This is a genomic window from Streptomyces sp. NPDC091682, from assembly GCF_044756625.1.
Classification (GTDB): domain Bacteria; phylum Actinomycetota; class Actinomycetes; order Streptomycetales; family Streptomycetaceae; genus Streptomyces.
In genome coordinates this window covers 431,812-444,299 of the sequence record NZ_JBIVTH010000002.1, presented here as the reverse complement: position 1 = coordinate 444,299, position 12,488 = coordinate 431,812, and the positions used below count along the sequence as shown (strand labels likewise).

Genomic DNA, 12,488 nt, shown 5'->3' with positions numbered 1-12,488 from the left:
GTCCAGGTGCAGGGGAGCCAGTGTCAGTATGCGCCGAAGGACCAGAAGACCCCGACCTCTTCGTCGGACACGGCGATGAGGCCCAGTTCTTCGAACAGGTCGAGGCCGTTGATGTACTCGCCTGTGATGAACCCGTGGACCCTCGTCCCTTCGAGGCCGGCCTGGACGAAGTCGCGGGCGGGGTCCGAGGCCGCGTCCTGGGCATTCGTCCAGAACCGGGCGTCCGGGCCGTAGCGGTCCAGCAGGAACCGTGCGTCGGCCAGCAGGGCATCGCGCTCCGGCCGGTTCCGGACGGGCCGGCCCTCGTTCCACTCCTCCGCCATGACGGCGAGCGCGGTGACGGCCCCCGCCGGCTCCAGCTCGTGCAAGCGGTCCCGGAACTCGGCGGCGGGCGGCGGCTCGAAGGGGTACGTCGGTACGGCGTAGCGGGCATTGTTGGTGCGGTCGCCGTCGATCCGCAGCCAGCCGCGCGGATCCGGGACCTCGCGGTGCATCAGGGCGAGCACGTCCTCGGCCCAGTCCTCGTGCCGGCGCGGACCGGTGGCGAGGAAGACGTACGGATCATCCAGCAGGCGCAGGGCCGCCGCGTTCCAGGGGCTGCGGCGCCGCCGCACCTCCATGAGGGTGCTGCCGACGCTGCGGGCGAACACGTCGGCCGGCGAGCGCGGAAAGCCGGCCAGCTCTGCGTACCCCCACCGCAGGAGTTCCGTGGCCGCACCGTCCGCAGCGGCCCCGTCCAGCTCGCGCGGTGCCTCGGGGACGACGGCCCGGTTTCCCCGCTGGAGTTCGATGGCTGCCCGCCACAGGTCTTCGAGATGGGAGTCGAGGAGGTCGAGGGCGATGCGGTCGTCGTCTGCCGTGCTCATGGTTCAATCCTAGGCCCGGCTCCGGATCTTGCTCCTTGGCGATGGCTGCGGGAGACGCGGGGTCGACAGGCCGGATTCGAAAGAGATGGCGTGGCGGTCCGAGCGGGCCGCTGACCGCACAGGTCCCGACAGCCGGCGAGGCGCTGCTGCCCACTGCAGGGTTGACCGTGCTGGGGCTGCGGCGACGGCTGGCCGAGTCCGGTGAGAGGGACCCGCCGACTGCGGGGCGCTGCCGTCCCCGGGCTGCCCGCACGTCGCGTCATACGCCCAGGTGTGCGCGAATGAGCGTGTCGAGTCGCTGCCATGCCGGAGACGATGCGTTGACGGTGCCTTGGATGAGGGAGGGGATCTCCGAGCCCGTATCCAGCGCGGGAAGTACGTCGCGGCCGTAGCGTTCCCGCGTCGCATCGGCGATCCGGCGGGCCAGATCGTCGATGCGGGGGTCGTCGGGGCCGAGGTCGTGCGCGTGGTCGTAGTCGAGGTAGAGCTGCCGCAGCGCCGGGTCGGCCGTGGTCTCGGCCTGGTCGTGGAAGAGGATGAACGCGCGGTCCGGGTGGGTGGCGAACACGAGGATCCACAGATCGCGTTGCAGGTCCACCCATCGAGGCGTGAATCCCCAGCGGGCCAGGCGCTCGAGATGGGTGCCGACCTCGTCGGGCAGCGGTGCCAGCTGCCCGGCGGCGAGCTGGCGCAGGCGCCCTTGGGTTGCCCGCAGACCACTGATGCGGGCGGTGAGCTCGTCGTCGATCTCGCGCAAGGCCTGCTGGAGCTCCTCGTCGGTCGCTGATCGCAGGTCCCGGATTCGGGCCAGCGGGACGCCGGCTTCGGCGAGCGTCCGGATCTTGATCAGGTCGACGGCGTCGTTCGCGCCGTACCGCCGGTAGCCGGACGCATCACGGTCGGGTTCAGGGAGCAGGCCCTTGTCGTGATAGACGCGGATGGTCTTGGTCGACACTCCGACGTACCTGGCCAGCTGCCCGATGGTGATCACCCGGCCATCGTCCCACTTGACCTTTCCCCTGGGGCAGGGTTGCAGCATGGCGTTATGACGAACATGAACATCGATCGGGAGACCCTGCGCGAGCTGGCCGACGAAGGCAACGAGAGCGCTCTGGACCGGCTGGCGGACCTCGCCGACGCGGCCGGCGACCTCGGGGAACTGAGCGAGCTGCTGGATGAGGGATGCATGCACGCCGGGTTCCTGCTCACTCGACGCGCGGCCGCGACCGGCGACCTGCGCGAGCTGCAACGGATCTCCGACGCCGGGTACGACGAGGCCGGGAACGAACTGGATCGGCTGCTGAAGGGGAACGGGGAAAGCGGAACCGACCGGCAGCTGTAGTCGGCTGTCCAGACGTTGCCCACCGACGTCACTTGATCCCGCGTCCGCTCTTCCGGTCGCCGTGGGTGGGCCGACGGCGTAGTGGGCGTACTCCCGCTCCGGGCGGAACTCGGCGGTCCAGGCGAGTAGGCGGCCGGGGCGGTTGCTCGCCGAGCAGGTCCAGCTGGGCGTGTGCCCGCGGGCCGCTATGTCCGAGCACAAGGCGTTGACGCAGTCGAGCGCCAGGTACTGCAGGCGAGGGTCGGGCACGGTGACGCAGGCGACGTCCTCGTAGGTGGTGCCGAGGAAGTAGGTACAGGCCACGGCCACCATGCGGTCGCCTTGGAATGCGGCCCAGGCGTGGCCGGAGCGGGCGAGGGCCTCGGGGCCGCCCCAGGTGCGGTGGATCCAGCTCATGGCGGGCGGAAGCGTGGTGAGCGCCCGGGTGTCTCGCGCGTTCAGCCTGCGTACGGTGACACCCCTCGGCGGTCGGGCGACCGGTATGGGGGACCGCTTGACGTACACCACACGCTGCCACGGCACCACCTGCTGGAACGCGGCACCGATCAGCGGGAGGAAGCGGCCAGGGGCTTCGACGGAGTGATCGGCGAAGACGGCGAGTTCGCCCGGCGTGAGGGCCCCCGGTTCTCCGTGCAGGAGTACGGGGTCCCCGCATTCGACAGCGATCGCGCGCGGCTGGATGACGCGGTCCACCACCAGCGGCCGGCCTCGGTGGTCAGGACGTGCTCGGTCAGGGCGCCCGAGCCCGGGGCTCCGGTGGGGAACCAGCGGACGAGGGCCGGGAGGCGATGCGACGGCAGGTTGATCACGGGACTTCCTTGCGGGGCCATGGAAGTGGGGCGGCCCTGTCGGAGGGCCGCCCCACGGGGCGGGCTGATGACTAGCAGTTGGGTTTGCTGCCGTGGTTGGAGCCCTTCTTGCGGCGGGCCCTCTTCTTGCGTGCGCGCTTGGACATGTCTGTGGATCCCTTCAGGCGGTGTGGCCGACGAGGAGGTCGGCGAGCTTGTTGAGGCGCTTGATGGTGCGGTCCTCGGTGGCGGCGGGGGCCGGGGCGACGCGCTCGGAGCGGTCGTAGCAGGCGCCGTTGACGATCTCCGTGGCCGGGTCGCAGAGCCGTACGACGTGCTGCGCGCCCTCGGCGGCCGGCGCGCCTTCGTGCCCGTACAGCGGGAGGAGGCCGGTCTCGCACACGCCGGGATTGACGGAGACGGCGGTGACGCGCGGGTCGGCGGCGAAGACGGTCAGCGCGAGCTGCGACTGGGCGTACGCGGCGAGCCGCGAGTAACGCCGCACGCGCTGCGGATCGTTCCACTGGATGGCGCCGGAACGGTGCAGTGCGGAGGAGACGTTGACGACGCGGCTGCCGGGGTCACTGGTGAGGGCGGGTTCCAGGAGATTGGTGAGGAGGTAGTGGGCCAGGAAGTTGACCTGGAACGCGATCTCGTTCCCGTCGGCGGTCAGCGTGTGGCGCTCGGGCGCGGCGATGGCCGCGTTGTTGACCAGTACGTCCAGGCACGGGTGCTCCCGTACGACGGCATGGGCGAGGTTCTCGACCTCCTCCAGCCGCGTGAAGTCGGCGGCGAGCGGGCGGAGCAGGTCGCCGTTGATGCCGGAGGTGGCGATGAGTCGGTCGGTGGCCGCCTGCGCCTCCTCGGGCGTGCGGCCGTGGAGGAGGACGGTGGCGCCGAGCTTGGCGAGCTGGCGCGCGGTCTCGTAGCCGATGCCGGAGGTGGCTCCGGTGACGAGGACGGTACGGCCGGGCAGGGATGAGGACATGGCGGACTCCTGGAAGAGGGCATGCCTGACGTGCCCGGCGCCCGGCGCGAGGCGGGGACATGGGCTCTCAGGTCATGCGGTGAAAGTGAGGATGCGTACGGAGCCTCGGTCAGCGCCCATCACGGGGCTGGTGGCAGGTACGCGGAGGACGCGCGGCCGTAGTCAGAGAGCCGGGCGGACGGCGGGCGCCGTCGGCTGCACCGGATTCGGTGGCCGATCGTCATAGCGCGGACCGCTGTTCATGGCGCAATCCCAGCGCATCGGGGAAGCGGAGGCAAGCGCTCGAGGCCTTCTTGACGGCCTTCTGATGCCCCATCGTCAGGGCCGCATCAAAGATCGACTTCCGCGCGGAAGGAACCCGTCAAGGCGTACTGCCAGGGCCGTCGGCCAGCTGCAGACTGGTGTGGCGACGGAGCCGGAAGACGGTCCGGCGGCACGCGGCTGGTGGCGGTGACCTGAACACCGCCCGAAGCAGCGCAGGGTTCCACCGTGGGGGTACGGACCGAAGCGACCGCGTGCCGGGTCACCCGTCGCACAACACATGAGCCGTCCGGCTCTTCGGTGTGGGGATACCGGGGCCGGACGGCTCGCGTGTTTCGGTCGGTCGCCTTGGCGTCAGGTCACCGCGGACGTCGGGAGCTCCGGCGCTACTGGAGGGCCGTCCCCCGCTATGGGGAGGGTGAGGACCATGGTGAGGCCGCCACCGGGCGTGTCCTCGGCTGCGAGGGTGCCGCCGATGGCTTCGGTGAAGCCGCGGGCGACGGCGAGGCCGAGGCCGACTCCGGCGCCTCGTGGGGCGTCGCCGTGGCGCTGGAAGGGTTCGAAGATGCGGTCCTTGGCTTCGTCCGGGACGCCGGGTCCGCGGTCGACGACGCGTAGCTCGACGCGGTGGGCCAGGGCGCTGGCAGTGACGTTGACGGGCTGGCCGGCGGGGCTGTACTTGACGGCGTTCTCGACGATGTTGGCCACGGCCCGCTCCAGCAGGCCGCGGTCGACGGCGACCATCGGCAGGGTCTCGGGGATGTCGAGCGCGACGCTGTCCTCGGGCACGCCGCCCAGGGCCATAGGGACGACCTCGTCGAGATCCGTTTCCCGGATCAGTGGGACGACGGTGCCGGTGTTGAGGCGGGACATGTCGAGGAGGTTGCCGATGAGGGCTGCGAGGCGGTCGGCTCCGTCCTCGATGCCTTCGAGGAGTTCGGCCTTGTCGTCCTCGGACCATTCGACGTCGTCGGAGCGCAGGGAAGTGACGGACGCCTTGATCCCGGCGAGCGGGGTGCGCAGATCGTGGCTGACGGCGGCGAGGAGCGCGGTGCGGATGCGGTTGGCCTCGGCGAGTTCGCGGGACTTCTCGGCCTCGTCGACGAGGCGCTGGCGGTCGAGTACGACGGCTGCCTGGGCGGCGAAGGCGCCCAGGACGCGGCGGTCCTCGGCCGGCAGGACCCGGCCCGTGAGGGCGAGGGCCATGTCGTCGCCTATGGGGAGGTCGACATCCGCGTCCTCGGGTCGGCTGACGGGACTGGTGCCGACGGACGCCGCCGTCGTCCAGGGATCCACCTCACTGCTGCGCTCCAGGAGCACGACCGACTGCATGGCGAAGGTCTCGCGAAGCCGCTCGAGGAGCGCGTCGAGGGAGTTCTCACCGCGCAGGACGCTGCCGGCGAGGAAGGAGAGGATCTCTGATTCGGCGCGCAGCCGCGCGGCCTGGTGCGTACGTCGGGCGGCCAGGTCCACCACCGAGGCCACCGACACCGCCACACCGACGAAGATCGCGATGGCGACGATGTTCTTCGGGTCGGAGATCGTGAACTCGTGCAGCGGCGGTGTGAAGTAGTAGTTGAGCAGGAGGGAGCCGAAGGCCGCCGAGGCGAGCGCGGGGAGGAGTCCGCCGAGGAGTGCTGCCGCCACCGTGCAGGTGAGGAAGAGCAGCATGTCGTTGGCGAGGCCGAGGTCGGGGACGAACTGGTTCAGCAGGACGGCGAGGAGGGCGGGGCCGGCGATGCCGGTGAGCCAGCCCCAGATGATGCGGGAGCGGCCGAGCCGCGCGCCGCGGGCGACGGGCAGCCCGCGGCCCTTGGCGGCTTCGTCGTGGGTGACGATGTGGACGTCGAGGTCCGGGCCCGATTCGCGGGCGACGGTGGCGCTGACACCGGGGCGGAACACGGACTGCCAGGAGCGCCGTCGGCTGACGCCGAGTACGATCTGGGTGGCGTTGCAGCCCCGGGCGAACTCCAGCAGCGCGTCGGGGATGCTGTCGCCTATGACGTGGTGGAAGGTGCCGCCGAGGTCCTCGACCAGGGTGCGCTGGACGGCCAGTTCCTTGGGGGAGGCGGACGTGAGGCCGTCGCTCGCGGCGATGTAGACGGCGAGTACCTCGCCGCCCGCGCCCTTCTCGGCGAGGCGGGCGGCGCGGCGGATGAGCGTACGTCCCTCGGGGCCACCGGTGAGGCCGACGACGATGCGCTCGCGGGCCTGCCAGGTGGAGCGGATGTTGTGCTCGCCCCGGTACTCCTGGAGGTACTCGTCGACCCGGTCTGCGACCCACAGCAGCGCCAGCTCGCGCAGCGCGGTCAGGTTTCCGGGCCGGAAGTAGTTCGATAGGGCCGCGTCGACCTTGTCGGGCTTGTAGACGTTGCCGTGGGCCATGCGGCGGCGCAGCGCCTGCGGTGACATGTCGACGAGCTCGATCTGGTCGGCGCGGCGTGCGACCTCGTCCGGGACCGTCTCCCGCTGGCGGACGCCGGTGATCGTCTCGACCACGTCACCCAGTGATTCGAGATGCTGGATGTTGACGGTCGAGACGACGTCGATGCCGGCCTGGAGCAGCTCTTCCACGTCCTGCCAGCGCTTGGCGTTGCGCGAGCCCGGCACGTTCGTGTGCGCGAGCTCGTCCACGAGAGCCACGGCGGGGCGGCGGGCGAGGATGGCGTCGACGTCCATCTCGGTGAAGGTGGAGCCGCGGTACTCGATCTCGCACCGCTCGATCAGTTCGAGGCCGTGCAGCATGACCTCGGTCCGCGTGCGGCTGTGGTGCTCGACGAAGCCCACGACGCAGTCGGTGCCCCGCTCGACGCGGCGGTGTGCCTCGGAGAGCATCGCGTACGTCTTGCCGACGCCGGGTGCCGCACCGAGGTAGATGCGGAGCTTGCCGCGTCCCATTTCAGACTCTTTTTCTCTGTCGACGATCAGGCGGTGATCAGGGTTCGAACCGGTATCCCATGCCGGGTTCGGTGATCAGGTACCGGGGGTGAGAGGGATCGGCTTCCAGTTTGCGCCGGAGCTGGGCCATGTATACGCGCAGGTAGTTGGTGTTCTCCCCGTACGTCGGCCCCCAGACCTCCAGCAGCAGCCGGGCCTGGGTGATCAGCCGGCCCGGGTGGGTGATGAGGATTTCCAGCAGGTGCCACTCCGTCGGCGTCAGGCGTACGGTGCGGTCTCCCCGTCGTACCTTCCGTGCGACGAGGTCGACGGTGAACTCATCCGTCGTGACGACGGCTACCTCGTCGGCCTGGGACACCGCCGGGACGTCCTGCCTCCGGGCGGCTGCGCGCAGGCGGGCCAGGAGCTCGTCCATGCTGAACGGTTTCGTCACGTAGTCGTCGGCGCCGGCGTCCAGGGCCCGGATCTTCTCTTCCGAGGTGTGGCGGGCGGAGAGGACCAGGATGGGCACGCGGCTCCAAGCGCGGACGTTCTTGATCACGTCGACGCCGTCCATGTCGGGTAGTCCAAGGTCCAGCACTATGACGTCCGGCTTGCGCGCGGCTGCGAGCCGCAGGGCCGAGCCGCCGTCGGAGGCCTCGTCGACCTCGAACTTGCGCGCCTGGAGGTTGATCTTCAGTGCGCGGACGAGCTGGGGATCGTCCTCCACCACCAGCACCCGGGTCATCGGTGTGCAGCCTTTCCTTCGCTACGGGCACGGGGAGGAGCCGGCGGGGCGCTCGGGCACCCTCCCAGCGTTGGCTGGGGGAGTCCCGCGCCCCACCGGCTCCCGGTCCGTGCGATGTGGAGCATCAGCTCTTGGTTAGCGCCTTGAGGGCGGTGTTGAGCTCGAGGACGTTGACGCGGGGTTCGCCCATGAAGCCGAGGGTCCGGCCGGCGGTGTGGTCGGCGACGAGCTTCTCGACCTGCTTGACGTCGAGCTTGTTCTGCTCGGCGACCCGGTGGACCTGGAGCTTGGCGTACTCCGGGGAGATGTTCGGGTCCAGGCCCGAGCCGGAGGAGGTGACGGCGTCGGCCGGAACCTCCTCGGGCCTGACCGTGTATCCGGCCGTGGAGTTGTCGGCGATGACCGCTTCCTTGGCGGCGACGACCTGGGCGCAGAGGGTGCCTTCCTCGGCGTCCTTGGTGCACTTGCCGTTCACGGCGCCGTTGTCGGCGGAGCGGTTGGTGGCACCGGAGAGGATCAGCGAGTACTGGGTGTTGACGCTGTTGCTGCCCAGTCCGTTGGAGGGGCGCGGCTGGAACCACTTCAGGTCCGGCTTCGCCGCCTCTTCGGCGTCGTCGGGGTTCTGCTTCGGGAGGTTGTAGGTCTGCCCGATGAGGGAGGAGCCGACGACGGTGCCGCTCCCGTCCTTGATCTCGGAGCCGTTGGCTTTGTCGTTGAACAGGGCCTGGGCGATGCCGGTGACGGCGAGGGGGTAGATGACCCCGCAGATCACCGTCAGAACCAGCAGGGCCCGCAGGCCCGCGCCGAGCAGGCGCGCTGTGTTGCGTACAGAGTTGTTCATGGCGGGTATCAGCCGATTCCGGGGATGAGGGAGATGAGCATGTCGATGAGCTTGATGCCGATGAACGGGGCAACCAGGCCGCCGAGTCCGTAGATGCCCAGGTTGCGGCGGAGCATCTTGTCGGCGCTGGTCGGCCGGTACTGCACGCCCTTCAGGGCGAGCGGCACGAGCGCGATGATGATCAGCGCGTTGAAGATGACGGCCGAGAGGATCGCGGAGTTCGGCGAGGAAAGGCCCATGATGTTGAGCTTGTCCAGGCCCGGGTAGACCACGGCGAACATCGCGGGGATGATCGCGAAGTACTTCGCCACGTCGTTGGCGATCGAGAAGGTCGTCAGGGCTCCGCGGGTGATGAGGAGCTGCTTGCCGATCTCGACGATTTCGATGAGCTTGGTGGGGTTGGAGTCCAGGTCCACCATGTTCCCGGCCTCCTTGGCGGCCGAGGTGCCCGTGTTCATCGCCACGCCGACGTCGGCCTGGGCCAGGGCCGGTGCGTCGTTCGTGCCGTCACCGGTCATGGCGACGAGCTTGCCGCCGGCCTGCTCCCGCTTGATGAGGGCCATCTTGTCCTCGGGCGTCGCCTCCGCGAGGAAGTCGTCGACACCCGCCTCCTCGGCGATGGCCTTCGCGGTCAGCGGGTTGTCGCCCGTGATCATGACGGTCTTGATGCCCATGCGGCGCAGCTCGTCGAACCGCTCGCGCATGCCCTCCTTGACCACGTCCTTGAGGTGGATGACACCGAGGACGCGGGCGCCCTTCTCGTCCTCCACGGCGACCAGGAGCGGCGTACCGCCGGCCTCGGAGATGCGGTTGGCGAGGAGGTCGGCGTCGTCGGAGACCCGACCGCCCTGCTCGCGGACCCAGGTGATGACCGAGCCGGCCGCGCCCTTGCGGGTCTTCTTCCCGTCGACGTCGACACCGGACATGCGGGTCTGCGCGGTGAAGGCGATCCACTCGGCCTGGGTCAGTTCGCCCTGGTGGCGTTCGCGCAGCCCGTACTTCTCCTTCGCGAGGACCACGATCGAGCGTCCCTCGGGCGTCTCGTCCGCGAGCGAGGACAGCTGTGCGGCGTCGGCGAGTTCGGCTTCCGTCGTGCCCTTGACGGGTACGAACTCGGATGCCTGACGGTTGCCGAGGGTGATGGTTCCGGTCTTGTCAAGCAGCAGGGTCGACACGTCGCCGGCGGCTTCCACCGCACGCCCGCTCATGGCGAGGACGTTGCGCTGGACCAGGCGGTCCATACCCGCGATACCGATCGCCGACAGCAGGGCGCCGATGGTGGTGGGGATCAGGCAGACCAGCAGCGCGGTGAGGACGATCATCGACTGCTTGGCCTCCGCGTAGATCGCGAACGGCTGCAGCGTGACGACGGCCAGCAGGAAGACGATGGTCAACGAGGCGAGCAGGATGTTCAGCGCGATCTCGTTGGGCGTCTTCTGCCGGGCCGCACCCTCCACGAGGGCGATCATGCGGTCGATGAAGGTCTCGCCCGGCTTCGTCGTGATCTTGATGACGATCCGGTCCGACAGCACCTTGGTGCCACCGGTGACGGCCGAGCGGTCGCCGCCGGATTCGCGGATGACGGGGGCGGACTCGCCGGTGATGGCCGACTCGTCGACGGACGCGACGCCTTCGACGACGTCACCGTCGCCGGGGATCACGTCCCCCGCCTCGCAGACGACCAGGTCGCCGATCTTGAGGTCGGTACCGGGGACCTGCTCCTCGCCCTTGCCGTCCTTGGTCAGGCGGCGGGCGACGGAGTCGGTCTTGGCCCTGCGCAGGGTGTCGGCCTGGGCCTTGCCGCGGCCCTCGGCCACGGCCTCGGCGAGGTTGGCGAAGATCGTGGTCAGCCACAGCCAGACGGTGATCGCCCAGCCGAACCAGTTCGTGGGGTCCGCGATCGCCAGGGCGGTAGTGACGACCGACCCGACCAGGACGACGAACATGACCGGGGACTTGATCATGATGCGGGGGTCGAGCTTGCGGACCGCGTCCGGGAAGGACTTCAGCAGTGCCTTGGGGTCGAACAGCCCCCCACCGACGCGGCCGGCGGGCGGCTGGTGGCCGGTGGGCAGGTCGTCGTGCGGAGCACGGGTGGGTGTGGCGGTGCTCATGATGCGAGCCCTTCGGCGAGCGGACCCAGCGCCAGGGCCGGGAAGTAGGTCAGACCGGTGATGATGAGGATGGTGCCGACGAGCAGGCCCGCGTAGAGCGGCTTGTCGGTGCGCAGGGTGCCCGCGGTCTCGGGAACGGGCTTCTGCTCGGCGAGCGAGCCGGCGAGGGCCAGGACGAAGACCATGGGCAGGAAGCGGCCCAGCAGCATGGCGATGCCGATGGTGCTGTTGAACCACTGGGTGTCGGCGTTCAGACCGGCGAAGGCCGAGCCGTTGTTGTTGGCGCCCGAGGTGTAGGCGTAGAGGATCTCGGAGAAGCCGTGCGCGCCGGTGTTCGTCATGGAGTTGCCCGGGGTGGGCAGGGCCATGGCCGCTGCGGTGAAGCAGAGCACCAGAGCGGGCGTGATCAGGATGTAGCAGGCGGCGATCTTGATCTCGCGGGTGCTGATCTTCTTGCCCAGGTACTCGGGGGTCCGGCCGACCATCAGGCCGGCGATGAACACCGCGATGATCGCCATGATCAGCATGCCGTAGAGACCGGAACCGACACCGCCGGGCGCGATCTCGCCGAGCTGCATGCCCAGCAGCTGGATGCCACCGCCCAGGCCGGTGTAGGAGGAGTGGAAGGAGTTGACCGCACCGGTCGAGGTGAGCGTGGTGGCAACCGAGAAGATCGAGGAGGCGGCGATGCCGAAGCGGGTCTCCTTGCCCTCCATGGCGCCGCCCGTGACCTCGAAGGCCGGGCCGTGGTGGGCGAACTCGGTCCACATCATCAGAGCGGTGAAGCCGACCCAGATGACGCCCATGGTGGCGAGGATCGCGTAGCCCTGGCGCAGGTTGCCGACCATGCGGCCGAAGGTGCGGGTCATCGCGAACGGGATGAGCAGGATCAGGAAGACCTCGAACAGGTTCGAGAAGGGGGTCGGGTTCTCGAAGGGGTGGGCCGAGTTGGCGTTGAAGTAGCCGCCGCCGTTCGTGCCCAGCTCCTTGATGACCTCCTGCGAGGCGACCGCGCCGCCGTTCCACTGCTGCGTGCCGCCCATGAACTGGCCGACCTCGTGGATCCCGGCGAAGTTCTGGATGGCGCCACAGGCGACCAGGACGATCGCGCCGATCACCGAGATCGGCAGCAGGATGCGGACGGTGCCGCGGACCAGGTCGGACCAGAAGTTGCCGAGTTCACCGGTGCGGGAGCGGGCGAAGCCGCGTACGAGGGCCACCGCGACGGCCATGCCCACGGCGGCGGAGACGAAGTTCTGGACCGCGAGGCCGCCGGTCTGCACGACGTGGCCCATGGCCTGCTCGCCGTAGTACGACTGCCAGTTCGTGTTGGCCACGAAGGACGCGGCGGTGTTGAAGGCCTGGTCCGGGTCGATCGACACGAAGCCGAGCGAGCCCGGCAGGATGCCCTGCAGGCGCTGCAGCAGGTAGAGGAAGAGGACGCTCACGGCCGAGAAGGCGAGGACGGCGCGCAGGTAGGCGGGCCAGCGCATCTCGGCCGACGGGTTGGCGCCGATGGCCTTGTAGATCCACTTCTCCGGCTTGTAGTGCTTCTCGGAGGAGTAGACGCGGGCCATGTAGTCGCCCAGGGGACGGTACGCCAGGGCCAGCGCGGCGATCAGGGCGAGCAGCTGGAGCACACCAGCGGTTACGGGGCTCATCA

9 protein-coding genes are annotated in these 12,488 nt (G+C 69.6%); all 9 read right to left on the bottom strand.

All coding sequences use genetic code 11. From position 1 onward, the window contains the following. Positions 1–23: 23 nt before the first annotated feature. The gene (locus ACIQK6_RS06350; protein WP_402694425.1) at positions 24–866 is read right to left on the bottom strand and encodes a hypothetical protein; all 843 of its coding nucleotides are present in this window, start codon (positions 864–866) and stop codon (positions 24–26) included. 259 nt (positions 867–1,125) lie between these two features. Then, on the bottom strand, positions 1,126–2,904 hold the full coding sequence (locus ACIQK6_RS06345) for a MerR family transcriptional regulator (protein WP_329096194.1): 1,779 nt from the start codon (positions 2,902–2,904) through the stop codon (positions 1,126–1,128). Between the two features lie 184 nt (positions 2,905–3,088). Continuing rightward, positions 3,089–3,163, bottom strand: coding sequence for a 50S ribosomal protein bL37 (locus ACIQK6_RS06340; protein WP_371681089.1), 75 nt, complete (start codon positions 3,161–3,163; stop codon positions 3,089–3,091). A gap of 14 nt (positions 3,164–3,177) precedes the next feature. Beyond that, complete coding sequence (locus tag ACIQK6_RS06335; RefSeq protein ID WP_402694424.1) at positions 3,178–3,984, bottom strand: SDR family NAD(P)-dependent oxidoreductase; 807 nt, start codon at positions 3,982–3,984, stop codon at positions 3,178–3,180. 615 nt (positions 3,985–4,599) lie between these two features. Beyond that, positions 4,600–7,143, bottom strand: coding sequence for an ATP-binding protein (locus ACIQK6_RS06330; RefSeq protein ID WP_402694423.1), 2,544 nt, complete (start codon positions 7,141–7,143; stop codon positions 4,600–4,602). 37 nt (positions 7,144–7,180) lie between these two features. Then, positions 7,181–7,870 carry a response regulator gene (locus tag ACIQK6_RS06325; protein WP_329096188.1) on the bottom strand — a complete coding sequence of 230 codons (690 nt, stop codon included), beginning with the start codon at positions 7,868–7,870 and terminating at the stop codon, positions 7,181–7,183. 124 nt (positions 7,871–7,994) lie between these two features. Further along, the gene (locus ACIQK6_RS06320; protein ID WP_329096186.1) at positions 7,995–8,711 is read right to left on the bottom strand and encodes a potassium-transporting ATPase subunit C; all 717 of its coding nucleotides are present in this window, start codon (positions 8,709–8,711) and stop codon (positions 7,995–7,997) included. Positions 8,712–8,719: 8 nt separating this feature from the next. Beyond that, entirely contained in the window at positions 8,720–10,825 is a 2,106-nt protein-coding gene (kdpB, locus tag ACIQK6_RS06315) for a potassium-transporting ATPase subunit KdpB (protein ID WP_329096185.1), read from the bottom strand. Next, a complete protein-coding gene (gene kdpA / locus ACIQK6_RS06310; protein WP_402694422.1) occupies positions 10,822–12,486 on the bottom strand; it encodes a potassium-transporting ATPase subunit KdpA in 1,665 nt (554 codons plus the stop codon). The genes kdpB and kdpA overlap by 4 nt, the downstream gene beginning before the upstream one ends. Between the last annotated feature and the right edge of the window lie 2 nt (positions 12,487–12,488).